This window comes from Herbaspirillum camelliae, assembly GCF_001929405.1.
Lineage (GTDB): Bacteria > Pseudomonadota > Gammaproteobacteria > Burkholderiales > Burkholderiaceae_D > Herbaspirillum > Herbaspirillum seropedicae.
In genome coordinates this window covers 5923024-5948867 of the sequence record NZ_KV880769.1, presented here as the reverse complement: position 1 = coordinate 5948867, position 25844 = coordinate 5923024, and the positions used below count along the sequence as shown (strand labels likewise).

24 protein-coding genes are annotated in these 25844 nt (G+C 64.9%); 14 read left to right on the top strand and 10 right to left on the bottom strand.

The window, feature by feature from the left end; translation table 11 throughout:
• Positions 1-6: 6 nt before the first annotated feature.
• A complete protein-coding gene (locus tag BGK68_RS26545) occupies positions 7-912 on the bottom strand; it encodes a LysR family transcriptional regulator (RefSeq protein WP_075259537.1) in 906 nt (301 codons plus the stop codon).
• A 327-nt stretch (positions 913-1239) separates the two neighbouring features.
• Between BGK68_RS26545 and nfsB the strand changes: the two genes are divergently transcribed.
• A complete protein-coding gene (gene nfsB / locus BGK68_RS26540) occupies positions 1240-1893 on the top strand; it encodes an oxygen-insensitive NAD(P)H nitroreductase (RefSeq protein WP_075259536.1) in 654 nt (217 codons plus the stop codon).
• A 7-nt stretch (positions 1894-1900) separates the two neighbouring features.
• Here the strand turns inward: nfsB and BGK68_RS26535 are convergent, their stop codons facing one another.
• Both BGK68_RS26535 and BGK68_RS26530 read right to left on the bottom strand, forming a co-directional pair.
• Entirely contained in the window at positions 1901-2731 is an 831-nt protein-coding gene (locus BGK68_RS26535) for an IclR family transcriptional regulator domain-containing protein (RefSeq protein WP_083657908.1), read from the bottom strand.
• Between the two features lie 16 nt (positions 2732-2747).
• Entirely contained in the window at positions 2748-3530 is a 783-nt protein-coding gene (locus tag BGK68_RS26530; protein ID WP_013235708.1) for an IclR family transcriptional regulator domain-containing protein, read from the bottom strand.
• A 129-nt stretch (positions 3531-3659) separates the two neighbouring features.
• On the opposite strand from BGK68_RS26530, the gene BGK68_RS26525 reads away from it, so the two are divergent.
• From BGK68_RS26525 to BGK68_RS26505, 5 genes are all read left to right on the top strand, one after another.
• Entirely contained in the window at positions 3660-4541 is an 882-nt protein-coding gene (locus BGK68_RS26525; RefSeq protein ID WP_075259535.1) for a 4-hydroxyphenylpyruvate dioxygenase, read from the top strand.
• A 4-nt stretch (positions 4542-4545) separates the two neighbouring features.
• Positions 4546-5391, top strand: a complete 846-nt coding sequence (locus BGK68_RS26520) for a shikimate dehydrogenase family protein (protein WP_075259534.1) — start codon at positions 4546-4548, stop codon at positions 5389-5391.
• Positions 5388-6260, top strand: coding sequence for a sugar phosphate isomerase/epimerase family protein (locus BGK68_RS26515; protein ID WP_013235705.1), 873 nt, complete (start codon positions 5388-5390; stop codon positions 6258-6260). Before BGK68_RS26520 ends, BGK68_RS26515 begins: the two co-directional genes overlap by 4 nt.
• 285 nt (positions 6261-6545) lie before the next feature.
• Positions 6546-7688 (top strand): porin, encoded by a 1143-nt coding sequence (locus BGK68_RS26510; RefSeq protein ID WP_075259533.1) that lies wholly within the window; start codon positions 6546-6548, stop codon positions 7686-7688.
• A gap of 76 nt (positions 7689-7764) precedes the next feature.
• Positions 7765-9162, top strand: coding sequence for an MFS transporter (locus BGK68_RS26505; protein WP_075259532.1), 1398 nt, complete (start codon positions 7765-7767; stop codon positions 9160-9162).
• A 140-nt stretch (positions 9163-9302) separates the two neighbouring features.
• On the opposite strand, the gene BGK68_RS26500 is transcribed toward BGK68_RS26505, so the two are convergent.
• The 5 genes from BGK68_RS26500 to BGK68_RS26475 form a co-directional block, all read right to left on the bottom strand.
• Positions 9303-9686 carry a type II toxin-antitoxin system death-on-curing family toxin gene (locus BGK68_RS26500; protein WP_075259531.1) on the bottom strand — a complete coding sequence of 128 codons (384 nt, stop codon included), beginning with the start codon at positions 9684-9686 and terminating at the stop codon, positions 9303-9305.
• Positions 9683-9910, bottom strand: a complete 228-nt coding sequence (locus BGK68_RS26495; protein ID WP_013235700.1) for an AbrB/MazE/SpoVT family DNA-binding domain-containing protein — start codon at positions 9908-9910, stop codon at positions 9683-9685. Before BGK68_RS26495 ends, BGK68_RS26500 begins: the two co-directional genes overlap by 4 nt.
• Before the next feature lie 274 nt (positions 9911-10184).
• Complete coding sequence (locus tag BGK68_RS26485) at positions 10185-11702, bottom strand: cytochrome c (RefSeq protein ID WP_075259529.1); 1518 nt, start codon at positions 11700-11702, stop codon at positions 10185-10187.
• An 8-nt stretch (positions 11703-11710) separates the two neighbouring features.
• Positions 11711-13342: a GMC family oxidoreductase gene (locus BGK68_RS26480; RefSeq protein WP_075259528.1), complete on the bottom strand. Its 1632-nt coding sequence runs from the start codon at positions 13340-13342 to the stop codon at positions 11711-11713.
• Between the two features lie 26 nt (positions 13343-13368).
• Positions 13369-13899 (bottom strand): sorbitol dehydrogenase family protein, encoded by a 531-nt coding sequence (locus BGK68_RS26475; protein WP_233149428.1) that lies wholly within the window; start codon positions 13897-13899, stop codon positions 13369-13371.
• A gap of 359 nt (positions 13900-14258) precedes the next feature.
• On the opposite strand from BGK68_RS26475, the gene BGK68_RS26470 reads away from it, so the two are divergent.
• Positions 14259-15809, top strand: coding sequence for a methyl-accepting chemotaxis protein (locus tag BGK68_RS26470; RefSeq protein WP_075259526.1), 1551 nt, complete (start codon positions 14259-14261; stop codon positions 15807-15809).
• Between the two features lie 10 nt (positions 15810-15819).
• Here BGK68_RS26470 and BGK68_RS26465 read toward each other — a convergent pair whose 3' ends face one another.
• Positions 15820-16230: a hypothetical protein gene (locus BGK68_RS26465; RefSeq protein WP_143433179.1), complete on the bottom strand. Its 411-nt coding sequence runs from the start codon at positions 16228-16230 to the stop codon at positions 15820-15822.
• Between the two features lie 195 nt (positions 16231-16425).
• Between BGK68_RS26465 and BGK68_RS26460 the strand changes: the two genes are divergently transcribed.
• The 7 genes from BGK68_RS26460 (at position 16426) to BGK68_RS26430 (ending at position 25421) form a co-directional block, all read left to right on the top strand.
• Complete coding sequence (locus BGK68_RS26460; RefSeq protein WP_075259524.1) at positions 16426-17898, top strand: ATPase domain-containing protein; 1473 nt, start codon at positions 16426-16428, stop codon at positions 17896-17898.
• A 2-nt stretch (positions 17899-17900) separates the two neighbouring features.
• Positions 17901-18296 (top strand): response regulator, encoded by a 396-nt coding sequence (locus tag BGK68_RS26455; protein ID WP_075259523.1) that lies wholly within the window; start codon positions 17901-17903, stop codon positions 18294-18296.
• 225 nt (positions 18297-18521) lie between these two features.
• Complete coding sequence (locus BGK68_RS26450; RefSeq protein ID WP_075259522.1) at positions 18522-18890, top strand: response regulator; 369 nt, start codon at positions 18522-18524, stop codon at positions 18888-18890.
• 193 nt (positions 18891-19083) lie between these two features.
• Complete coding sequence (locus BGK68_RS26445) at positions 19084-19794, top strand: response regulator transcription factor (protein ID WP_075259521.1); 711 nt, start codon at positions 19084-19086, stop codon at positions 19792-19794.
• A gap of 412 nt (positions 19795-20206) precedes the next feature.
• Positions 20207-21517 (top strand): MFS transporter, encoded by a 1311-nt coding sequence (locus BGK68_RS26440; RefSeq protein ID WP_075259520.1) that lies wholly within the window; start codon positions 20207-20209, stop codon positions 21515-21517.
• A gap of 128 nt (positions 21518-21645) precedes the next feature.
• The gene (locus BGK68_RS26435; RefSeq protein WP_233149427.1) at positions 21646-22929 is read left to right on the top strand and encodes a DUF3142 domain-containing protein; all 1284 of its coding nucleotides are present in this window, start codon (positions 21646-21648) and stop codon (positions 22927-22929) included.
• Positions 22929-25421, top strand: coding sequence for a hypothetical protein (locus BGK68_RS26430; protein WP_233149426.1), 2493 nt, complete (start codon positions 22929-22931; stop codon positions 25419-25421). The genes BGK68_RS26435 and BGK68_RS26430 overlap by 1 nt, the downstream gene beginning before the upstream one ends.
• Here BGK68_RS26430 and BGK68_RS26425 read toward each other — a convergent pair.
• Positions 25414-25773 carry a response regulator gene (locus tag BGK68_RS26425; RefSeq protein ID WP_075259519.1) on the bottom strand — a complete coding sequence of 120 codons (360 nt, stop codon included), beginning with the start codon at positions 25771-25773 and terminating at the stop codon, positions 25414-25416. The genes BGK68_RS26430 and BGK68_RS26425 overlap by 8 nt on opposite strands.
• Positions 25774-25844: the final 71 nt, after the last annotated feature.

Genomic DNA, 25844 nt, shown 5'->3' with positions numbered 1-25844 from the left:
TGGCCTCTAGCGGTCGTTGAGGTAGCGGGCGATGCGCTCGCCCAGCAATTCACGCAGGGCGCGCACGGTGGGTGAGAGGCACATGCGGTGCGTGCAGACCAGGTGCAGCGGTGAAGGCTCGCCCTCATAATCTTCCAGCAGCGCTTCCAGCCTGCCGTTGCGCAGGTCGGCCAGCACGTCCAGGCGCGACTTGTAGGCAATCCCCCGGCCATTGACGGCCCAGCGGCGCACCAGCTCGCCATCGTCGCAGGTGCGGTCGCCGCTGACCTGGACTTGCACCGGTTCGTCGTCCTTGAAGAAATTCCATTGCGAATGCAGGGTGTCCGAGAGCACATAGCGCAGGCAGTTGTGCTGGCGCAGGTCGGCCGGGCTGCGCGGTCGGCCGTGCCGGGCCAGGTAGTCGGGCGAGGCGCACAGTACGCGGCGATTGTCGGGGGCCAGCGGCAGCGCCACCAGGCTGGAGTCGTCGGGTGCGCTGTAACGGATGGCCACGTCCACCGGCTGGCGGTACATATCGGCGACGCGATCACTGACATGCACCTGCAGGCTCACCGCCGGATGCTGGGCCTGGAATTCATCGAGCCATTGACCGATCAGGTTGCGCCCGAAGTCCGACGGCGCCGACAGCGACAGGTTGCCGCCGATCACGCGCCGGCCATGGGCCACGGCGTCGCGTCCGGCATTGACCTCGGCCAGCACATTGCGGGCATGCTGCAGGTAACGCTCGCCGTCGGGCGTGAGCCGCAGGCTGCGGGTGGAGCGGGCCAGCAGGCGCGCGCCCAGTTCGCCTTCCAGGCGTTTCATGGCGGCGCTGGCCACGGCGGGGGTGACGTCGTGCTGGCGCGCAGCGGCGGAGAGGCTGCCGTTGTCGGCGGCGCAGACGAAGATGGCGAGGTCTTCCAGGCGGATCATGATAAGACTGGGTGGCAAGGTAGCGGATGGAAAAACCACCGTTCGGACTGAGTAGGTCCGCAGGACCGTATCGAAGGCGCAGGGCGCGTCGATTGAACGGAAGCAGCGCCTTCGATACGCGGCTGCGCCGCTACTCAGTCCGAACGGGAGGAGCAAGTCGCATGACTTTAGCTACGCTATTGTACTTTCGTACTTTCAATTATTTTTTGAAAATGTTTCCGCTGCACTGGGCTGTTTCGGCATGCTGTTGTGGCCGATGATGTCACTCGAGCCAACCGGCTGCACCTCTCTGCTCCGGTTCCCCATCATCGACCTCAAGGAATTACCATGAGCCTGCTCCAAGCCGCCCGCAAGCGCCACTCCACCAAGGCCTTCGACCCCTCCCGCAAGATCCCCGACCACCTCATCGCCGAACTGCGCGAACTGCTGCGCCTGTCGCCGTCGTCGGTGAATTCGCAGCCCTGGCATTTCGTGCTGGCCGCTAGCGAAACCGGCAAGGCCCGCATCGGCAAGGCCGCCGAGGCGGGCTATCCCTACAACCTGACCAAGATCCTCAATGCCTCGCATGTGCTGGTGCTGTGCGCCCGCACCGCCATCAGCGAATCGCACCTGGAAGCGCTGCTGGAGAAGGAAGAAGCCGATGGCCGTTTCGTCAATGCCGAAGCCAAGGCCGGCCAGCGTGGGTCGCGCCTGCTCTACAGCAACCTGCATCGCTATGACTTGAAGGATGCCCAGCACTGGATGGAAAAGCAGGTCTACCTGGCCCTGGGCACCCTGCTGCTGGGCGCGGCTGCGCTGGAGGTGGATGCGGTGCCGATGGAAGGCTTCAATGCCAAGGTGCTGGATGAAGAACTGGGCCTGCGCGAGCAGGGCTTGACCAGCGTGGTGCTGGTGGGCCTGGGCTACAGCGGCGCGGATGATTTCAATGCCAAGCTGCCCAAGTCGCGCCTGGCCGCAGAGACGGTCTTCACCGAACTCTGAGTCGGATCTAGACCAGGTTGATCAGCGCATTGGCGGCCTGCTGCAAGGCCGGCAGGATGCGCGCCAGCGTCTGCTCGCGCGCTTCGGCGGCCATCGGCAGGCTCAGGCTGAGTGCGCCGATCACCTTGGCATGGCGATTCTTCAGCGGCACCGCAATGCCGCGCACGCCGGTCTGCAACTGCTGTTCCACCACCGCATAGCCGAGCTGGCGGGCCTGGGCGATCAGCGCATAGAGCTGATCCGGATCGGTGATGGTGTGCGGCGTGAAGGGCGTCATGGCGCAGGTGGCCAGCCAGTCGCGCACCTGTTGCTCGGGCAGCGCGCTCAACATGACGATGCCGGGCGAGGCCAGTTGCGCCGGCACCCGCGCACCCAGCACGAAGCCGGTGGTCATCACGCGGGTGGCGCCATTGCGGGCGATGAAGACCAGGTCCCAGCCGTCGAGCACGCTGGCATAGACGGCCTCGCCGGTCTGTCCGGTGATCTGTTGCAGGAAGGGTTGCAGGATGCGCGGCAAGGGCGCCGAATCGAAATACGACCAGCCCACCTTGAGCACCCGTGGCGTCAATGCAAAGGTCTTGCCTTCGCTGTGCAGGTAGCCCAGGTGTTCCAGCGTCAACAGGTAACGCCGCGCCGCCGTGCGCGAGAGCCCGGTGCGCGCGGCGACCTGGGCCGAGGTCATGCGCTGGTTGTCGAAGTCGAAGGCTTCCAGGATCAGCAGGCCCTTCTCCAGGCCGGCGATCCAGTCGCGCCGCGACAGGCCGCCTTCGGTGGGCTCACCCACCTCGCCCACCTCGCTGCTCTCTTCGGCAGGGGCGTTCTTGTCCCGTTCGTTCATCCCTGATCCTTCGTCCTCATACCCACATCATCAATGTATTGGCCGTGGTCTGCAGCGCCGGCACGCCCCGTGCGATGGCTTCCTCGCGCGAGCAGGCGGCGATGTTGGAGGTCACGCTGAGCGCGCCGATGACGCGTCCATTGCGGTTCTTGACCGCAATGGCGATGCCGCGCATGCCCATCTCGAACTGGTTCTCGGTGATGCCATAGCCCTGCCTGCGCATGGTCAGGATCTCCTGGAACAGCGCGGCCTTGTCGGTCATGGCCATGTGGGTGTGCGGGATCAGGTTCACGCGCTCCAGATAGGCCTGGATTTCGGCATCCTCGCGCATGCCCAGCAGCACCCGGCCAGCGGTGGTGGTGTAGGCCGGCAGTCGGGTGCCGGGCTCGAAACCGGCATTGACCAGTTGCGCCGCCGTCACCCGCGTCACATAGACGATCTCGTCGCCATCGAGCAGGGAGAAGTTGGTCGATTCCTGCAATTGCTGCGTCAGCCGCTGCAGGAAGGGCACCACCGCGCGCGGCACCCGCGCCGACTCCAGGTAGGACTGGCCCAGGTTGAGCAGGCGCGGCATGAGCCAGAATTTCTTGCCATCGGAGGCGGCCATGCCGGTATGCACCAGCGTCAACAGGTAACGCCGCGCCGCGCTGCGGGTCAGGCCCACGCGCTCGGCGACTTCGCTGGCGCTCAGTTGGGGCGAGTCGCTGTCGAAGGCGGTGATGACGTCGAATCCCTTCATCAAGCCTTCGATCAGATCGCGCTTCTGGATGTCCAGGTCTACCGGGCTTTGGTCGATCATCGTAAAAAAAACCGAGAAATGAGTGATTGGCGAACAAGTTGCGCGATTATCGCACGTTTGGTCGATTTTCGGCCTTTTTGAGGGGGTGCGCCTTGGCTATACTCGCCACCGAGACAAATCATCGGGATCATGATGAACACCATAGAAAACAATCCTGTCCCCACCAATCCGCTGGGCATCGATGGCATCGAGTTCATCGAATACGCCACCACCGAGCCGCTGGCGCTGGGGGCGGTGCTGGAGCGCATGGGCTTCGAACAGGTCGGCCGCCACCGTTCACGCGAGGTGGTGCTCTACACCCAGGGCGAGATGAACGTGATCGTCAACGCCGACGCCACTGCCTGGGCCGGTTTCGACCATGAGGTGCAGGCCACCAGCCTGAGCGCCATCGCCCTGCGCGTGCGCGACGCCAACGAGGCCTACCGGCGCGTCACCGAGCTGGGCGCCTGGGCCATCCCGACCCGTGCGGGGGCGATGGAACTGAATATCCCCGGCGTGCATGGCTGTGGCGATTCCATCATCTATTTCGTCGATCGCTACCGCGACTTTTCCATCTACGACGTCGATTTCAAGCCGGCCAGCCAGGAGCGTCGCCAGACCACCGCGTTGGCCGGCCTGCATTTCTTCGGCCTGGTACAGGCGGTGCAGCCAGATCGCCTGCGCGAGTGGATCGACTTCTATTCGACCCTGATGGGTTTTTCGGTCCTGCCGGAAGGGCAGTTCTTCGGCATCCTGCCCAAGGGCAGCCTGCTGGTCTCGCCCTGCCGCCAGTTCTACATCCAGCTGGTGGAACCGCCCGCCGGCACCGAAGACATCCATTGGGAAGAAGAACTGCTGCGCCTGGGCCTGGGCACGCCTGATGTCTTGCAGGCCGTGCGGCAATTGCAGGAACGCGGCGTGGTCTTCGTCGATCGCGCTCCCACCCAGATCAGCGAGCGCGGTGCGCTCACCCAGCTCTACAAGGGCGGCGTCAGTTTCGAACTGGTGCGCAGCCAGAAAGAAAAGAAATAAGACCATGAAGGAAATCACTGGCACCACCCGCATCTTCCCCGTCATCGGCTGGCCGGTCGAACAGGTGAAGGCCCCGACCTTGTTCAATGCCTATTTCAAGCACCACGGCATCGACGCCCGCGTGATCCCGTTCAAGATCGAACCGGAGCGTTACTGCGAGGCGGTGCGCATGTTCATGAAGACCGAGAACGTGGGCGGCATCTTCGTCTCCATCCCGCATAAGCCGATGACGCTGGAGGCGGTCGAGCAATCCACCCTGCGCGCTCGCGTGGCCGGGGCCTGCAACGCGGTGTATCGGGATGCCGACGGCGTCATCTGGGGCGACCTGATCGACGGCGAGGGCTTTATCCGCGCCCTGGCGCGCACTGCCGCCGATCGTCCGCTGGTGTGGAACAAGACCCGTGCGCTGGTGGTCGGCACCGGGGGCGTGGGCTGCGCCATCGTGGCGTCGCTGGCGGCGCAGGGCGTGGCCGAGATCAGTGTCTTCGATACCAACCGCGCCGGTGCAGAAGCCCTGCTGGAGCGCACTGCGGCTGCCTTCCCGGCCACTCGCGTCAGTTTTGCCCGGCCCGATGCCAGCGGCTTTAGCCTGCTGGTCAACTGCACGCCGCTGGGCATGCATGTGGGTGACCCGATGCCCTTCGCGCTGGAAGGCGTGGGCCGCGACGCCATCGTGGCTGACTGCGGCATGAAGATCGAAATGAGCCAGCTGCTGGTGCAGGCGCAGGCGCTGGGCTGCCGTATCCAGAAGGGTAAGGAAATGCTCATCGAGCAGGCCCCGCTCTACCTCGAGCTGTTCGGCTGGCCGGGCGTGGCGGCGGACGACTTCCGTGCATTGGAGGCATTGTGAACCTCGACAATTTCGGCATGGATACCATCACCCTGCCGGGTGGGCTGGAATCCAAGTTGCAGGCCTCCCGGGCCGCCGGTTTTTCCCAGTTGATGCTGTGGTCCAAGGACCTGGTGGGCTATCCCGGCGGGCTGGAAGCGGCAGTGAAACTGGTGCGCGAGAGCGGCGTGCGCGTGACCGGCATCCAGGTCATGCGCGATTACGAAGGTCTGCAAGGCACCCTGCACGACTACAAGATCGATGTCGCCAAGAACCTCCTGCAGATCTGCAAGGCGGTCGGTGCGCCGCTGCTGCTGGTGTGTTCCTCGACCTCGCAGCATGCCAGCGGTGACACCGCCCACATCGCCCGCGACCTGCGCAAGCTGGCCAACCTGGCCGTGCCGCTGGGCATACGGGTGGGCTTCGAGGCGCTGTCATGGGGGCGCCACATCAACCAGTACATGCAATCCTGGGAAGTGGTGGAGATGGCCGATCACGCCAATCTGGGCGTGGTCATCGATTCCTTCCACATCCTGGCCAACCGGGGCACGCTGGAAGACCTGGACGCCATCCCTGGCCGCCGTATCGTGATGGTGCAGCTGTCGGACTTCATGTGGCGCGAGATCCGCAGCCCTGAGGAGAGGCTGGAAACGGCGCGCCACCTGCGCGTCTTCCCCGGCGAGGGCGAGCATTCGGCTGAACTCTCGGACATGGTGCGGCGCCTGCATCGCGGCGGTTATCGCGGCGACTACAGTTTCGAAGTCTTCAATGACGACTACCTGCAGATGTCGCCCGCCGTAGTGGCCGAGCGCGCCCGACGCTCGGCCAAGTGGGTCACCGACCAGGTGTTGCGGCGCGGCCTGCGCGTGCGCGAACCGGCGTTTGCCTAAAAGCAATCCGGAAAAATCCGGCAGGGACAATAACAAGAACCGTCGGCATGCATCAGCGCGCACTGCGCATGCGCATGACCGTGACTACGATCAACCTAGAGGAGACGACATGAGCACCTGGCCCCCATCCAGCTGATCGGCGCAGCGTAGAGCGCTGCCGCAGCGCCTTGCCCCTTTCCCTATCGCGTAACTCCGACCGCCAGGCCCGCGCTGGCCGGGAAGCGCTTGCGCTGGCAAAAGCAGAACGACAGAACAACAGAACAACACAACAGAGAAGACCGAGACATGACAAAGCGATCCATCCGCACCCCCGTGGCCATGGGCCTGCTGCTGGCCGCCAGCGGCAGCGCGCTGGCCCAGAGCGCCAGCAACGTGACCCTGTACGGCACCGTCGATCAATACCTGGGCTATATGCGCAGCAGCAGCGGCAAGAGCCTGTGGGCGCTCAATGACGGCGCCATCCTGCGCAGCCGCATTGGCCTCAAGGGATACGAAGACCTGGGCGGCGGCTACGCCACCACCTTCACGCTGGAAAACGGTTTTTCCGCCGATACCGGGGCCCAGGCCGACGGCACGCGCCTGTTCGACCGCCAGTCCTGGGTCGGCATCAAGACGCCTGCGGCCGGCGAGTTCCGCATCGGCCGCCAGAACAGCGTACCCTTCTTCATCGGCGGCGCCATCGACTATACCGAGCGCACCACCTACGGCTCCATCATCAATACCTTTGGCGTGCCCTCGCGCTTCGACAATGACCTGTCGTGGAAATCGCCGCGCTGGGCCGGCCTGCAGATCGACCTGCACTATGCGATGCCGGAGACCGCCGGCGAAGGCCTGGGCCGGCGCGGCGTCTACCAGCTCGGCCTCGATTACACCAACGGCCCCTACCGCGCGGGCTATGCCGGCCTGATGGCCAAGCCCAATGCCGGGGGGCTGTACGACAATGCGGTGCAATACCATAATGTCTACCTCAACTACGACTATGGGCCGGGCAAGGTGTATCTGGCCTATGTGCGTAGCAATAACACCACCGCCAACGCCAACGGCAACAATGCCGCCACGATACTCAACAATGTCAGTAATCCCAACAACTTCTTCGCCGGCAACGACGCCAACATCCAGCGCTTCTACAACGTCTACCAGATCTCGGCGGACTATCGCCTGACGCCGCAGCTGCGCATCGGCGCGCTCTATGGCGTCATGGTCGATACCTCCCACAAGGAGGGCGGCGCGCAGGGCGGCAACGTCGGCGCCTACTACGACCTGTCCAAGCGGACTACCCTGTACGGCTTTGCCAATTACATGAAGAACCAGGCCAATGCCGGTTGGCGTTTCAGCGGTTCGGCCGGTCCGGGCAGCAACTTGGCCGGGGCCGACATCAACGGCAAGAGCCTGGTCGGCCTGCAGATGGGCATCCTGCATCGCTTCTGACCTCATCCCCGCAAGCCGGCCCGCTCCACCCAGGGCGGCTTGCCCAGCATCACCGGAATCACCAGACGGAGACACCATGCAATCCACACAATCCAATGCACATCACCAGCAGAGCAAGAAGGCCGCCGCCAGCGGCTGGATCGGCTCGGCGCTGGAATACTATGACTTCTTCATCTACGCCACCGCGGCGTCGCTGATCTTCCCGCAACTGTTCTTCCCCAAGGGTGATCCCACCACGGCCATCATCGCCTCGCTGGCGACCTATGGGGTGGGCTATGTGGCGCGCCCCATCGGCGCGTTCGTGCTGGGTCACCTGGGCGACACCCATGGCCGCAAGAAGGTGCTGCTGTGGTGCATGTTCCTGATGGGTTTTTCCACCATCGGCGTTGGCCTCTTGCCGACCTATGACCAGGTCGGCCTGTGGGCGCCGGCGCTGCTGGTGATCATGCGCCTGGCGCAGGGCTTCGCCGTGGCCGGCGAGATTTCCGGGGCCAGCTCCATGATCCTGGAACACTCGCCGTTCGGACGGCGCGGCTATTTCTCCAGCTTCACCCTGCAGGGTGTGCAGGCCGGGCAGATCCTGGCCGCCGCCGTGTTCCTGCCGCTGGCGCACTACATGCCGGCCGAGCAGTTCAATGTCTGGGGCTGGCGCATTCCCTTCCTGCTCAGTTTCGTGGTCATCATCGCTGGCTGGGTGATCCGCCGCACCGTCGATGAGACGCCGGTCTTCAAGGCCGCCGACAAGGAAGAACTCAAGCGCCGCTCGCCGGTGGTCGATGCCTTCCGCGACTGCTCGCCCAATATGCTGCGCGTAGTCTGCATGGCGCTGATGAATGTCATCCCGGTGGTGGCCACCATCTTCGGCGCGGCCTATGCGGTGCAGCCGGCCTATGGCGTGGGCTTTGCCAAGGATGTCTACCTGTGGATTCCGGTGGTGGGCAACATCGTGGCCGTGCTGGTCATTCCCTATGTGGGCAAGCTGTCGGACCGCATCGGTCGTCGTCCGCCCATCATCGTGGGCTCGCTGCTGGCGGGCTTGTTCGCCTTTGCCTACCTGTACGCCATCAGCATCCGCAATGTCGAACTGGCCTTCGTGATGTCTATCCTGATGTGGGGCGTGGTCTACCAGGGTTATAACGCGGTCTTCCCCAGCTTCTATCCGGAGCTGTTCCCGGCCCGCGCCCGCGTCTCGGCCATGGCCATTGCGCAGAACGTGGGCACGGCCATCACGGCCATGCTGCCGGCGCTGTTTACCGCCGTGGCACCGCCGGGATCGAGCAATATCTGGCTCACCGTGGGCAGCATCGCCTTCGCCATCACGATCGTCTCGGCCCTGGCCGCGCTGTCGGCACGCGAGACCTACCGCATCCCGCTGGAGAAGCTGGGTGACCCCAACGCCCAGCCGCTGCCGCGCAACGAGTATGACCGTCTGCGCGCCGAGGCTGAAGTGGCGGGGCGCTACGCCAAGTCCTGATCCGCACAAGTCGTACCATCCGCACAAAGAAAAACCGCTGTTCCTTGCAAGGGGAACAGCGGTTTTCTTATCCTCCCAAAATTGCTCGCATTGAATCAGCATTACAAGCGCGCCCCACGTTCCCATCTGCAGGAAAACTGCTAACCCAGGTGGCGTCTCACCCAGTCTGCAACTTGGTTCTCTGACAGGTCACCCGCCGCAACGGACAACATGAAGTTGATCGCCTCGACCTGCTCAAACACAAGAGTTTGGTTGTTGAGCATAAGGAAAAGACGACCCATCACCCATGCGGTGCGCTTGTTGCCATCGCTGAACCCATGACTGGTAGCCAGACCGTAGATATAGGCCGCTGCGAGATCGGCAACGTCTGGCGGCGGTTTACCGTAAGAGTCGAGATTTCTCGCCCGATTAAGCGCCGACTCAACTGCGTTAAGGTCCCGAATCCCTGCCAAACCACCATGCACCGCAAGCTGCTTATCGTGGACCGCGAATATCGTTTCGCGTAGAACCCACTGCCAAGTCATTTAGCAAGCACGCGCAGTATCTCGCGGTCGTCATGCATGATCGACTCGGCCAGCGTCATCTGCCGCTCAAATTCGGGGTTGTACGGCGTAATACGCATTGCACCATCCGGAGCCTCGGTTAGGTATAAGGTGTCGCCTTTCTGAACGTTCAAAATGCGCTTGGCCTCTTTGTTCAGAATCAGCCCTTCCGATGCACCTACGGTTGTCACTTTGAATGTGAGCATGATGACCCCTCTTTCTATATAAGTTTTATTATATACCTGGAATTCGTGACGTCAAGCTTGTCTTCCTGTTCCCGGCCCGCGCCCGCGTCTCGGCCATGGCCATCGCGCAGAACCTGGGCACGGCCATCACGTCCATGCGACCTACCGCATCCCGCTGGAGAAGCTGGGTGACCCCAACGCCCAGCCGCTGCCGCGCAAGCCGTACCATCCGCACAAAGAAAAACCGCTGTTCCTTGCAAGGGGAACAGCGGTTTTCTTATCCACAGGGGAAACGCTATTTCCAGTCGTGTTCCGGATCAGGTCGTTTGCGCAAGGCCATCATCAGGCCCACCAGCAACAGCAGCACGAGCACCGCGACGGCCACGCCCATGCCGATGTGCGCCATCAGCAGCAGCGGCGAACGCGGCCCTCCCTGGCGGATCACTTCCACGTCCTCGGCCTTGACGGTGGCCGCAGGCTTGCCGTAGTACTTCAGCAGGTAGTTGGACAGGGCCGCCACGTCGGCATTGGAGAGCTTGTTGAGCGCATTGGGCTGGTCGCCGAAGGGGGGCATGAAGACATGGCCGCCTTGCGCCGTCTCGCGGTCCACACCGTAGAGGATGGTGGCGATGAGGTTGTTGGCATTCACGCCTGCGGTGGCGGAGTTACGGAACAGGCTGGGATAGTAGCCGTCGCGGCTGCCCTGGCCATTGTAGCCATGGCAGGAGGCGCAACTGGCCGAGAAAATGCGCGCGCCGCGGATCTCTTCCGGACTCTCGGCGGTGAGCGTGCGGCCACGGAACTGGGCCAGGGCGTTACCGGCCTTTCCCTGGTCGAAGCGGCTGCCTGTGCTTTGCGCATCGCCTGTTGCGATGGCGGGACGATCCTTGATGTACACGGCAATGGCGCGCAGGTCTTCCTCGGTCAGCCTGGAGAAACTGTGCGTGATCGCCTCGGCCATGCTGCCGGCGGCCTGGGCGCGGCCTTCCAGGCGGCCCGTGCGCAGGTAGGCGACCAGATCATCCCGGCTCCAGCTGCCGATGCCGGCGCTGGGATGGGAAGTGATATTGGGCGCGTACCAGGGGCCGACCTGGGCGCCGGCGAGCTGCAGGTCGGGCTTTTCCTGCATCAGCCAGCCGCGCGGCGTGTGGCAGGTGCTGCAATGCGCCGGACCTTCGGCCAGGTAGCGGCCACGCAGCCATTGCGCCGAAGCTTGCGGCGCGGGCGGCAGCGGCTGCTCCTTCAGGAAGAGCGCATTCCACGCCTTCATCGACCAGCGCAGGTTCATCGGGAAGGGCAGGTCGGTCGGGCGCGTGGCCACATCGACCGGGGCCACGCCCTTCATGAAGTAGGCATACAGCGCCTGCACGTCGGCCTCGCTCAGTGCCGCATAGGCGGTGTAGGGCATGGCCGGATACAGGTTGGCGCCATCGGCGCGCACGCCCCGGCGCAGGGCTGCGGCGAATTGTTCCTCGGTGTAGTTGCCGATGCCATGCGTCTTGGAGGGCGTGATGTTGGTGGCGATGATCTCGCCCACCGGCGAGGCAATGGCCAAGCCGCCGGCCATGGGTTTGCCGCGCGGCGCGGTGTGGCAGGCGATGCAGTCCGAAGCGATGGCCAGGTAATGGCCGCGCTCGATCAGGGCGGCCTCGGGGGAGACGGCGGAGACGGCGGAGACGGCCGGCGCGGGGGCTGGCGCAGCTGCGGATGCCGTTGCGTCGGCGCTCGGGGTGGTGTTGCCGTCGGTGGTTTGCGCCAGGGCAGAGCCGGCCACCAGCGCGGCCAGCAGGCCGGTCAAGAGAGTCTTGTGCATGTTCGGCCTCAGGCTTTCTGCAATTGACGCAGGATGGCGTCGGCCGCTTTGAGGCCCAGCGCCGCCATGCTGATGGTGCTGTTGCCGCAGGCCGTGCTGGGCATGGCGCCGCCACCGGGCAGGTACAGGTTGTCATGGTCGTGGGCGCGGCAGTCGGGATCGACCACCGAATTGGCCGGGTCCAGGCCCATGATGGTGCCGCCCATGATGTGCTTGCTCTGGGCGAACTTGGGGCTGACCTTGACGTCGGTGGCGCCCATGGCCTCGGCGATCTTGCGGCCGATCGGCAGCGAATAGCTTTCGGCCGACTTGCGGGTGTAGTCGCCCACGTCATAGTGGATGGCCGGACGCGGCAGGCCCAGCCAGTCCTTCTTGCTGGAGAGCGTCAAGCGGTTCTCGGCATCGGGCAGCACTTCGTGCGCCAGCACGATATCGGCGGTGCAGGCGGTCATGCGGCGGATTTCCTCATCCAGCGCCTGGCCCACCAGGCCCTTCTTGAGCGCGGCGAAGGTGACGAAGCGGTTGCGCGCGAAATTGTTGTAGCGGAAGTAGGCGCCGGCGTGTTCGGAGCGGAACGCGCCCTGCGAGGTTTCCATGATGCCGCTGTTGACCACCGGACCCACGCCCGACCAGTAGGGTTCGGACAGGGTCAGCGTCATGGTCAGCTGCGGGTGGTCCATCATGTTGCGGCCGACCTGGTCGGAACTGTTGGCCAGTCCGTGCGGGTTGCGGCTGTTGGCCGACATCAGCAGCAGCTTGGGCGTTTCGATGCCATTGCAGGCCAGCACGAAGACCTTGCCGGTGATGCGGTGGCTGACTTTGTTGGCGTCGAAATAGTTGACTGCCTCGACGCGGTTGCTGGCGTCGGTATCGACCCGGTAGACCACGGCGTCGGTGAGGATGGTAGCGCCCTTGGCTTCCAGGCGCGCCAGTGCAGTGGCGGCGTCGTACTTGGCGCCGACCGGGCAGACCGGCACGCAATTGTTGTTGGCGCAGCAGGCCGGACGGTCGTCGTAGGGCATGCCGCTGTTGCGCGCCTGCGCCGTGGGGATGTTGCGATAGCCCAGTGCCTGGACCACCTCGGTGAAGCGTTGCTCGCCGGGGCTGAAGGGCAGGGCTGGCATCGGGTAGGGAGCCGAGCGTTGCGGCGGCCATTGCAGTGCCGGGTCCGACGGGCCGCAGATGCCCAGCTGGTGTTCGACGCGGGTGTAGTAGGGCTCCAGCACGTCATAGCCGAAGGCCCAGTCGCGGCCCACGCCGTAGAGGCTGTGCAGGCGCATGTCTTCGGGCGTGAGGCGCCAGCAGGTGCCGGCCCAGTGCCAGGTGGAGCCGCCGGCATAGCGGATGAAGGTCTGGGCGTACTTGTCGGGGCCGGACAGTTCCAGGTAGTGATCGTCCGGGTTCTCGCTGGAGGGCATGGGATGCGGCGCCCAGGGACGCGGCGGATAGCAGGAGGACGGATCGCCCTTGAGCGCCAGCGGCAGGTTGCGGAAGTTCTCCACCACCTCGGCGCGCGCCACGCGCGGACCGGCTTCCAGCATCAGCACCGGGATGCCGGCGTCCAGCAGTTGTTCGGCGATCAGCACGCCGACCACGCCGGTGCCGACGATGACCACCTCGGCCTTGTTATTGCTGTTCATACGATGATTCTTCCAGGTTGCAGGGTTCAGAAGCGCGGCATGTCGGCCAGCGGCACGGTGCGCTGGGACCAGCGGTTGGGGCCGCTGAGGCCATAGGAGGGAATGGCCACCACGTCCAGCGTGGTCTGGTAGGTCAGCGCTTCTTCATAGGTAAAGACGGTGGCGTCGCGCTTGGCCGAGGAGCAGCCGGTGTACCAGGCGAAGATGATCCACTGGGCCAGCGCCTGTTGCGGTCCGGCCGGGATGTCGGCATAGAAGTCCTCGACCTTGCGCGCCTGCTTGCTCTCGGCCAGGGCCAGCAGGGCGTTCATCAGTGCGTCCAGGCCGGTGTGCTCGCGCGCAGCCACTTCCAGCATGCGCGCGCCGATGGCGGGATTGAGGCGGTGATTGACCAGCAGTCCGGACAGGCGCATGAAGGGCGCCAGCTGCGGGCTGTCGGCGGCAGGGATGGCCCAGGAGGGCAGGCTGGAGAGCGCGACATAGCTGCCCAGGATGCTGATGCCGGTCAGCATCAGGCTGCGTCGCGACATCGTCACGTTGTTGGAGAGTCGTTTCATTGGCGAGTCCTGCATGTGCTTGGCGCGGAAGTCAGCCTGGCGTGAGGGGCCTGCCGTAGCCAAGACGATGCGTCTTGTGGTCGGAAGAAAGAGGCGGCAAAAGCCTGGATCGGTGCGCATGCTAACAGGGTTTGCCCGAACTTTCAGGGGCTGTTGCAGATCGGCATCTGCGCCACGGCTGTGCTTGCTTGTCAGTGTGCGCCCTCATGCGGCATGGCTGGTTTGCTACGTAATTGGCCCTCTCTTCGGGCGATTGAACGCAAAAGACGCTGGGGATAATGTTTGCCCGAACGTCATGTCGACTCGCTGCCGATGCAGCAGCGGGGGCAAGCGGTCTTTCAATCAGGGGTGCAGCAATGATGGGATGGTTCAAGAATCTGAAGATTGCCAGAAAGTTGCAGCTGGCGTTTCTGGCTGTGCTGGTATTGATGGCGATCCTGGGGATCTTCTCCATCTCCCAGTTGGCCAAGGTGAAGAACGCCTCCTCGGAGATCTCCACCGACTGGATGCCGGCGCAGAAGAAGCTGGGCGACCTCAAGCTCTATTTCGTGCGCCTGCGCGGCACCGAATCGCAACTGGCCATCTATGACGGCGATGTCGAGGCCATGAATGGCCTGGTCTCGCGCAGCCAGGTCATCCTCACCGGCCTGGACAAGACCATGAAGGATTACGAAGCCAGCCTGGACAACGTCCCCGAGCGCGAGCTCTATACCAAGGTCGCGGGCCAGATCGCCGAGTTCCTGGTGGAGCACAAGAAGATCGTGGCGGCCTTCCTGGCGCGCGACAATCCCCAGGGGCGCGATCTCTTCCTGGGGTATTCCAACAAGCTCTATCCGCAGATCCTGGGCGACCTGGAAAAGCTCATCAAGATCAACCAGGACGGCGGCAATGCCGCCACCGCTGACGCCGACGACACCTTCGGCAAGTCGCGCGTGGGCGTGCTGGTGCTGCTGGCGGCGGCGCTGGCCATCGGCATGGGCCTGGCGCTGTACGTGGCGCGCATCATCGCCCGTCCCTTGCAGGACGCGGTGGATATCGCGCGGCGCGTGGCCGAGGGCGACCTGGGCGCGCAGATCCAGGTCCAGAGCAAGGATGAAACCGGCCAACTGATGCAGGCCCTGGACACCATGAACGAAGGCCTGCGCAAGGTGGTGGGCCAAGTGCGCAGCGGCACCGACAGCATCGCCACGGCCTCTACCGAAATCGCGACCGGCAACCTCGATCTCTCGCGCCGCACCGAGCAGCAGGCCACGGCCCTGGAAGAAACCGCCTCGGCGCTGGAAGAACTGACCTCCACCGTCAAGCAGAACACCGACAACGCCCGGCAGGCCAACCAGCTGGCCATGGCGGCCTCGGGCGTGGCCGCGCGCGGCGGCGGCGTGGTGGGGCAGGTGGTGGAGACCATGGAAGCCATCAACGAGGCCTCCAATCGCATCGTGGAAATCATCAGCGTCATCGATGGCATTGCCTTCCAGACCAATATCCTGGCCCTGAATGCGGCGGTGGAAGCGGCCCGCGCGGGGGAGCAGGGGCGCGGCTTTGCCGTGGTGGCCTCGGAAGTGCGGTCGCTGGCGCAGCGTTCGGCCTCGGCCGCCAAGGAAATCAAACAGCTCATCGATGATTCGGTCAGCAAGGTCGGTGCGGGCACGTCGCTGGTGCGTCAGGCCGGGTCCACCATGTCGGAGGTGGTGGAGAGCGTCAAGCGGGTCACCGACGTGGTCTCCGAGATCTCGGCGGCCAGCACCGAACAGAGCGTGGGTATCGACGAAATCAATCGTGCCGTCACGCAGATGGACGAAGTCACCCAGCAGAACGCCGCCCTGGTCGAAGAGGCCGCCGCGGCCGCGCAATCGATGCAGGAACAGGCAGCCCGCCTGGCTGCCACGGTCAGCGTATTCAAGCTGCGCTGAGGCGCCAGCCTCAGCCCGGCGTTGTCGGTGGCAGGTGGTCCCGCTGGCGTTGCAGGAACTGCTCGTCGGCGGCCTGCCGTTGCATGGGCGGCAATGCCGGCTTTTGCTGCAGCTGCGCGCGCAGCTTCTCGCGCAACTCACTGAAGACATCCATTTCCAGCAGGGCCGTGCGCTTCTGCAGCTTTTCCAACTGCTTGCGCTGGCTGGCCTGCATTTGCGCGGGCTGCCCCTGCCCATCAGGCAGGGCCGCCAGCACACTTTGCTGCAGGTCCTGAACGCTTTGCTGGCGCGCCTGTTCCGACAGGGTCACGATGCTGGAGGCATTGGGAGCCGGAGCACTTGCCGCGTCTGTGGCCAGGGGCGCAGCGCCGTCCTGGCCGATGGCCGGGACTGGGGAGGGAGGTAGGGAAGAAATATGCATGTCGGTGGCACCCATTGATGAGATTGCTATGCATATCGACGGCCTCCAGGGCCGACTTGAGCGATGTCAGGAAGTTTGTTTGGCGAGCGGATGCAACTTTCGGCCTGTATGACAACCATAGTCATCACAGGCGCGAACGTATAATCACATGAAAAGTCACCTCCTTCGCCACTACGAGAGCAGGCATCCATCCACATGAACGAGCAATCGCAGTCCCTTCCGCCAGCCCCGACGGGTGGGCGGCCCAGCCGCATTTCCCTGCTCAGCACGGGTATCGCCGGGTTCGATGAGATCCTCGGCGGCGGCTTGCCGGCCGGCAGCCTCTATCTGATCCAGGGCCTGGCCGGCAGCGGCAAGACCACGCTGGCCTCCCAGATCGGCTGGGCGCAGGCGCGCGGCGGCAACCAGGTGATGCTGCTCACGCTCATCGCCGAGTCGCATGCCAAGATGCTCAATCATGTGAGCAATTTCGACTTCTTCGACGAAAGCCTGGTCGGCGACCGCATGCAGATGCTGAGCGGCTATGCCGCGCTGGCCAGCGAGGGCCTGCGCGGTCTGCTGCGCATGATCAGCGTCGAACTGAGCCGGCACCGTCCGGCCATGCTGATCATCGACGGTTTCCGCTCGGTGCGCGATTCCGGGCCTTCGGACCTGAACCTGTCCGAATTCATGCATTCCCTCAATGCCCTGGTCTTCACCATGAATTGCACCACGCTGCTGCTCTCGCCGGTGGAAGGCAACCTGCCCGAGTCCGAGAACACCCTGGTCGATGGCGTCATCGAACTGAGCCAGTATGAGTCCGGCATGCAGCTGGTGCGCGAGATCAAGGTCTTCAAGCTGCGCGGGGCCAACCACCTGCTGGGCAAGCATGTCTTCGAGATCAACCAGAGCGGGGTCGAGATCTTCCCCCGCTTCGAGGCCATCGCCACCCGTGCCGGCAAGGTGCCGGGCACCTCCGACCGTTATGTCAGCGTGGGCATCCCCTCCTGGGACAAGTGCATCGGCGGCGGCGTGGTCAGCGGCTCGCTGACCTGCCTGTTGGGCAGCCCCGGCGTGGGCAAGACCCTGATGGGCCTGCATTTCATCGAGCAGGGGTTGAAGGATGACCAGCAATGCCTGATCCTGGGCTTCTATGAATCGCCCGAACGCCTGCTGGCCAAGGCGCGCAAGGCGGGCATGCAGCTCGACGCCCATATCGACAGCGGGGCCCTGCAGGTGATGTGGCAACTGCCGCTGGAAATGCTCTGCGACGACCTGGCCAAGCGCATGCTGGACGATATCGCCCGGCGCGGCGTGACCCGCCTGCTCATCGACGGTGTCGATGGCCTGCGCAGCATCGTGGTGCAGCCGCAGCGCATGCGTCCTTTCCTGGTGGCGCTGACCAATGAACTGCGCGCGCGCGGGGTGACCACCTTCATCACCGAGCAGTTGCCCTACTTCCGCGAATCGCGCCCGCAGGTCGATCCCAGTTCTTCGCAGCTCTATGAAAACATGATGCTGCTGGAATACGTGGTCAAGGACGACGTCAACCGCCGCCAGATTGCCGTGATGAAACTGCGCGAGAATGGTTATGACGGCGCCGCCCGCCTGATGAACATCTCCGACGCCGGCATCGAGATCGATGGCCTGGTGTCGCCCGCCAGTACTCCTCTGGTGGATGGACGCTGACCATGTCCACTGCGTCAGCGCTCCCGCAGGCGGCCTTGCCGCTGTTGTTGATCGTCGATGACGAGGTCGACATCACCGACACCTATTCCATGCTGCTGGAGCTGCACGGCTATCGCGTCATCACTGCCTGTCACGGCGCCGATGCGCTGGACAAGGCCCAGCAGCACTGGCCCGACCTGGTCATCTCCGACTGCATGATGCCGGTGATGAACGGGCTGGAGCTGTGCGCGGCGCTGCGCCGCCTGCCGGGCGGGGCGCAATTGCCGGTGATCCTGTGCAGCGGTGCGCCGGAGCGCCACGATCTGTCGCAATCCAGTCACAACCTGTTCCTGCGCAAGCCGGTGTTCTTCGATCGCTTGATCGACGAGATCCGACGGCTGCTGCCAGGGCGTCCGTGATCCTCTCTTCAGCGCTCTCCCTGAGCCCTTCTTCCCTGCATGACCCCGGCGCAGCGCGCCTTGGCTGTACGGCCCGAAACTGTTGTGATCGCGCAATGTTGTCAGTCCCGTCAGGAATTTCCTGATACCGCGATTGTTCGCCAACCATCACTATCCTCCACAAGAAGTCACCTGGTCCATAAGACCGGCGCTGAGCCCAGTACAACGTGCGGGAGGGGGAAGAAGATGTCCGGAAGCAAACAGAAAACCGTGCTGGTGGTGGAAGACCACCCAGACTCGCGCGACTTGTTGTGCGAGATCCTGGTGCACAAGGGCCTGTCGGTCATGGCCGCCAGCGATGGCGTGGAGGCCATCGCCCTGATGCAGTCGCAAGCCCCCTCGCTGGTCTTGACCGACCTGCGCATGCCGCGCATGGATGGCATGGAGCTGGCGCGCTACATCAAGTCCGATGAGCGCTTCGGCCATATTCCGGTGGCCCTGATCAGCGCCAACCTGCCGGCGGCCAATGCCCGCACGCCAGAAATCTCGGCCTTTCTGCTCAAGCCCTGTTCCGTGGATCACCTGTTGACCACGGTGACACAGTTGCTGCGCTGAAAGCCGCGGCAGACAAAGGTTTCAGTAGTAAGGGGTCTGCGAGGTTTTATGATTTTATGCGCAGATATTTTCTGTATAACGTTGTGATTATGAAAAGCATCTCCGTGTCAGCAGGCTGACCCAGATGCACGTACATCAGTACGGGGGGATGCTCCGGCAATCATAAGAACAGCTTCGTCCGGAACACTAAGTCATGAAAGTACTCATCGTTGAAAGCGATCTCGACTGGCGCAATTCGCTGAGCGCCCACATGGGGGACCTGGGTTACGAGACCTCGGTATGCGCGACCCTGGGTCAGGCCCGGGAAGTGCTCAGGGGTCGCCAGCCCGACATCCTCCTGACCGACGTCGGCTTGCCTGACGGCAGCCTGTTGCCGGAACTGGCCTCGCTGCGGCAGCACTTTCCGTCCATGGGCATCGTCGTCCTCACCGCCGCCCAGCGCATGGAAGAGCGTATCCGCTGCATGAGCGATGGCGCGGACTACTATCTGGCCCGGCCAGTGAAGCTCGAAGAAGTCTCGGCCACCCTGACCGCGCTGGCGCGGCGCATGAAGACCGTGCCGCACCAGAGCTCGCCGGAGTCCGAGAAGTGGGCCTTCAACCGCCGCTCCGGGCGGCTCTCCAGCAACGGTGCGACCGCCCTGCAGTTCACCGACAAGGAAAGCACGGCCCTGGCCGCGCTGCTGCAAAGTCCCAATTATCCGGTCTCGCATGGCCAGTTGTTCGACCTGTTGCGTTCCGGCGGCGAGGAATACGATGCCCACCGCATCGACGCCCTGATCTACCGCGTGCGCCAGAAACTGCGCTCCCTGGACGAGTCGCCTATGCAGATTCGCAACATCTATGGCGAAGGCTTCCTGATGCTGCGGCGCAATTCCTCGGTCGATATCGTATTGGAACCGTGAGCGCGCAGCGCTCGTGACAGGGTCTGCCCACCGGGCGAGCGCAGATGCTCGCCCGGCTTTGCTTTGTCCTGCGTAAGCTCGCATTGCACCGGCCCTGCCCTGGCCGATGAATGCCGATGGCCAGGCCGCCTGATCCCGCTGCTCCTCCCATGCTGCCCACGGCGACAAACGCCGCAAGAAATGCTGCAACGCGAAAGTTCTGCCGCTTTCAGGTATCATTTAGTCAGGTTTCGACGCTAAATCGTAGTTCTTCGCTTTACGTTTTCCGCTGATTCTGCCCTTCGCCGGCGCTTCGCCCGCGATCACCCGTCCCAGAAAAGATCAGGCAGGCCCTCCGGCCCGCTGCACCGCCTTGGCGTTCGCGCCCGGCCGGTGCGGGGCGGGATATTGCCTTTGCTTCGACTGAACCAACATGACCACTTCTGCTGAATTTACCGGGGCCTTGCACGAGTCCCAGCATCGTCCCCTCTCGTCCTCCGACTACAAGACCCTGGGCCTGTCGGCCCTGGGCGGCACGCTGGAGTTCTATGACTTCGTCATCTACGTCTTCTTTGCCGCCGTGGTCGGCAAGCTGTTCTTCCCGGCCGACATGCCGGAATGGCTGCGCATGCTGCAGACCTTCGGCATCTTCGCCGCCGGCTACCTGGCGCGCCCGGTGGGCGGCATCATCATTGCCCACTATGGTGATGTGATCGGACGCAAGCGCATGTTTACGCTCTCGATCTTCCTCATGGCCGTGCCCACGCTGGTGATCGGCCTCTTGCCGACCTATGCCAGCATCGGCGTGGCCGCGCCCATCCTGCTGCTGTTGATGCGCACCCTGCAGGGCGCGGCCATCGGCGGTGAAATGCCGGGCGCCTGGGTGTTCGTGGCCGAGCACGTGCCGGCCAACCGTTACAGCTTCGGCGTGGGCTCGCTGACTGCGGGCATCACCGGCGGCATCCTGCTGGGTTCCTTGATGGGCATCTTCATCAACAGCGCCTTCGAACCGGCCGAGGTGGCCGGCTATGCCTGGCGCATTCCCTTCATCCTGGGCGGCGTGTTCGGCCTGGTGTCGGTCTACCTGCGCCGCTACCTGGAAGAGACGCCGGTGTTCCGCGAACTGGCCGCCCGCCGCAAGGAAGCCAATGAACTGCCTCTGAAGACCGTGCTGCGCGAGCATCGCGCCGCCAGCGTGCTGACCGCCGGCATGACCTGGTGCCTGTCGGGCGCGGTGGTGGTGGTGATCCTGATGACGCCGTCCTACCTGCAGACCGTGCACCACCTGTCGCCCAAGCTGGTGATGCAGGCCAACTGCGCCGGCACCCTGATGCTGACCATCGGCTGCCTGGCCATCGGCTGGCTGTGCGACCGCATCGGCACCCGCGCCAGCATGATCATCGGCTGGGGCGGCCTGGGCCTGTCCACCTGGTGGTTCTATGGCCAACTGCCTGGCTCGCCGGAGTCGCTGGTGTGGGGCTATGCGCTGGTGGGCCTGTTCGTGGGCAGCATTTCGCTCACCCCCATCGTCTCCACCCGCGCCTTCCCGCCGCCGGTGCGCTTTACCGGCCTGTCCTTCGCCTACAACATGGCCTATGCCGTCTTCGGCGGCCTCACGCCGGTGCTGATCTCGCTGTGGATCAAGGCCGACCCGCAAGGTCCGGCGTTGTATGTGATCGGGCTGTCCATTCTGGGCGTGCTGCTGGCCTTCGTGCCGATGAGCAGCAAGGGCTACAAGGCCTGATCGCTCCTTCTGTTACAGGCTCAGTAGGGCCCGGTGACCGCAAGGCGCCGGGCCTTGTCTTTTTGTGTGGCCGGTCCGTACAATGCCGCCAATTCCGGGCGACCGCCGACACGATCACGACTTCCACCATGCCCTTCGCCTTTCTGCCCGAGCGTTCCTGCAGACGCATTTGCCGGGGCTTGTCCTGGATGCTGCTGGCCTTGCTGCTGGCAGCCTGTTCCCGCGCTCCCGCACCGGGAGCCAGCCTGCCCCAGGACGCCTACATCTGGCAACGCCAGTGGACGCCGGCGCTGCGCACCGCGCTGTCGGCTTCCAATGCGCATGTGGCGCGCTGGCACGTGCTGGCGGCGGAACTGGGCGCATCCGGGCGCTGGATCGACATCGATCCGGACGTCGAAGCGCTGGCCGCTACGGGCCGGCCCTTGCTGATGACGGTGCGCATCAACGGCCAACTGGCGCGCCTGGACGTGGCCGCCATCCAGGACCATCTGCTGGAACTGCTGTCGGCCTGGCGTCGGCGCGGTCTGCAGCCCGCCGCGCTGGAGATCGACTACGACTGCGCCACTGCGCGCCTGCCGGAATACATCGCCTTCCTGCGCAGTCTCAAGGCGCAGGTGACGCGCACGGCCCCGCTGGACCTGGCCGTGACCGCCTTGCCGACCTGGCTGTCCAGCCCGCAGCTGGCGTCCTTGCTGGCGGTGGCCGATGAATCGACCTTGCAGGTGCATGCCGTGCTGGACCCGCGCCTGGGCCTCTTCGACGCCCGTCTGGCCCAGGACTGGCTGCACCAGTACGCCCAGCGCACGCGCCGCCCCTGGCATGTGGCGCTGCCGGCCTATGGCGCGCGGGTCAGCTGGGATGCGCAAGGCCGCATCGCTGCGGTGGAGAGCGAGCGCCCGCTGCTGGCCGGTGGCCTGGGCAACGAACTGATGGTGGACCCGCAGGTGATGGCGCGCTTCGTGGCGCAACTGCGGGCGTCACCGCCGGCGGGCATGGCCGGCATCACCTGGTTCCGCCTGCCGACCGGCGATGATCGCCGCGCCTGGAGCCTCTCGACCTGGATCGCCGTGCTGCAAGGCCAGCCCCTCCAGCCAGGCCTGGAGGTGCAACTGGTCGCCGGGCAGGGAGGCAATACGCCCAGCGACATCCGCCTGAACAATGAGGGCAACGCTGATGCTCCCTTGCCCTTGCGTGTGCGGATCAACGTCGGAGCACACAATGCTGCGGCAGCGGGGAACGTCTGCAATGGCGACGGCATCAATGGCTACACGCTGGAAAACGATGCCCAGGGACGCTACCTGCGCCTGGGCCAGGCCGGCCTGCTACGCGCTGGCGCCAGCCGCACCATTGGCTGGCTGCGCTGCGCCGAGGGCGGGGCCGCGCCGGATATCACACTGGAAATGGGATCCTGATGAAACAGATGCAGCACTCGGCCAACAGCAGCATGGGCCGCATGAAGAAACTCGCCTATGCCGTCAGCGGCCTGCTGGTATTGGGCGCAGCCACGGTGGTGGCCTGCGGCCCGGATTTCCCGCTGCAGCTGCTGGACGACCGCGCCGGCGCCCTGCGCAACACGCCGGCCAATTCCTTCGCCTGGGAAGCCGCGCATCTGGTGAGCCCCGCAGACAAGCTGCAAGCCGATGAAGGCAGCGGCTACGAGCAAGCGGTGGGTCAGCCCGATGATCCGCGTTCGCTGCGCATGATCGAGAAGGGCCGGCTGGATGCGGCGCAGTGGACCGCGCTGCAGGCCATGCGCGCCGCCGCCGATGGCGAGAGCGCCTACGCGGCCGGCGCGGTCTTGCCGCCGGCCATCCGTCTCTACACCGCCGCCGCCCAGGATTTCCGCGCCAATGCGCTGGCCGCGGCGCGCCAGCGCTTCGAGGCCGTGCTGGCGCTGCCGCCGCAACAGGCCAGCGAACGCGCCGTGTGGGCGGCCTACATGCTGGGTCGCCTGCACGCCATCGAGGGCAGGCGCGAGCAGGCCGTCGCCAGCTTCACCAAGGCGCGCGCACTGGCGGTGGCCGGCGCTGCTGATCCCATGGGACTGGCCGTGGCCAGCTATGGTGAGCAGGCGCGGCTGATGCTGGTGGGGGAGGCGGGATCGTGCAACTGGTCCGATTTCAACGAGGGCCGCGATTGCGGCCAGAGCATCGCCCCGGCGGACTTCAAGCAAGCCATCCATCTCTACGCCGAGCAGGCCGCGCGCGGATCGGCCAGTGCGCAATCGTCGCTGGAAGCGCTGGCTGCGTGGAGCCTGGGCAATGCTGACAGAAGCGCAGCGCTCATCGATGACGCAGTGGCGCAGAGGCTGCTGGTGGCCTATGCCCTGGCGCGCCTGGGGGATGTCGGCGAGGGGCCTCAGGCCGGCGGCTACGACTACGATCCCACTGCGCCCACCAGCGGTTCTTCCGGGTACGCCGATGCGGCGCGCAGCGATACGCTCAAACCTAGCCCTATCCTGGTGAACCTGGTCGATGCGCTCAAGCGGCGCGGGCTGGAAAAGATCGACGGCGCTGATCGTGTGGCCGCACTGGCCTATCGCACCGGTCGCTATGAACTGGCGGCGTCGCTGGCGGGCCGTCAGGAAACGGCGCTGGCCTGGTGGGTGCGCGCCAAGCTGGCGCTGCGCCGGGGCGATAACGAGGCCGCCGTGCAAGCCTATGCCCGCGCCGTGCAGGCCTTCCCGCGCAGCGACGCCAGCCTGGAGCCGGGCAACGCCAATCTGCTCATGGGCGAACAGGGTGTGCTGACGCTCTCGCGCGGCCAGTACGTGGAGGCGCTGGCGCAGTTCCATCGCGCCGCCAGCGAGAGTGCGCGGCAGTCGGGCAATGGCTACTACGGCATGTATGGCGGTTACTACAATGACCTGGCCTATGTGGCCGAGCGCGTGCTCACGGTCGATGAACTGAAGACCTACGTGGACGCCCATGCACCCGCGTCTCCCATGCCCGCGCCCGAAGCCGTGGCCAAGGCGGCCCAGCAGCAGCAAGGCCGGCAGTCGCGGCGCTGGGCTGCGGTGGGCCTGTCGGCCATCACGGTGGAAGACAACCTGCGTCAGTTGCTGGCGCGGCGGCTGGTGCGCGAGGGCAGGGTGGAGGACGCGCTGGCCTACTTCCCGGATGAGCGCGACGAGCGCTTCGTGCAGAGCAGCTATGACGCCGAGGGCCGCGAAACCCCGGACGCCTGGCGCTTGCGCGCCAAGGCCCGCGGCTATGGCCGGGCGCTGGAGCGCGGCCAGCATGCCTGGCGCGCCAACAGCCGCGCCCAGGGCTGGTATGAAGCGGCCTTGATCGCGCGGCGCCAGGGCATGGAAATCATGGGTTACGAACAGGGACCGGATTTCGCCGTCTATGGCGGCAGCTATCCCGGCGGTGCCGGACGGGGCATGGGCATGTATGCAGACGAATCAAGACCCGTCCCGGACAACCCGCAAGCCCGCGCCCAGGCCGATCTGCCGGGACCCCTGGTGACGGACGGCGAGCGCCAGCGCTATGCCGCCAGCGAGGCCAAGCCCTACAAGCGCTTCCACTACCGTGACGTGGCGGCGGACTACGCCATGAAGGCGGCCGACGCCTTGCCGCCGCGTTCGCAGGCCTTTGCGGCGGTGCTGTGCCAGGGGGTGAATTTTGTCTACTACGATCAGCCGCGCGCGGAGCAACTTTATCGGCGCTACGTGAAGGAGGGGGCGGCAGTGCCGTTTTCGGCGGACTTCGGGCAGAACTGCGTGGAGCCCGATTTTGCCGCCGCAGCGCGTTTCCCGTATGTCCAGGCGTGGCGCGGCGCGCGGGGCTGGGTGGCGCGGCATCGCGCCGTCAGTGCAGCGCTTCTGCTGGCAGCGGTGGTGGGAGGTGGATTCGGCGTGGCGCAGTGGCGCCGCCGCCGACGTGTGAACAAGACTAGTTGACCAGCTCGCGCTTCAGTTCGGAAATCAGTGCGGGATGGAGCGGGCCGCCGCAGAGGAAGGCCGGCCACTGTCCCTTGACCAGGTCCATCTCGCGTTCGTCACGGCATAGCAGGATCACCGGCACGTCGGCCAGCTGCTTCTGCGCCTTGAGGTAATGGGCCAGCCGCAGGCCGCTCATGCCTTCCATGGCCAACTGGGCCAGCACCACGTCGGGCCGGTCCAAGGCGATGTGCTCGATGGCGTCGCTGCCGTTGCTGGCGATCTGGATGTCGATGTCGTTGATGGCCAGCCACTCGGTGAGGGCGCGGCTGACTTCGGGCTGGGCGGTGGCAATCAGGGCGGTCTTGTGCATGATGGACTCTCTGCAAGTCATAGGACAAGCTCATCATGCACCGGCGGCAACATGGCCGCCATCGGGGTTTT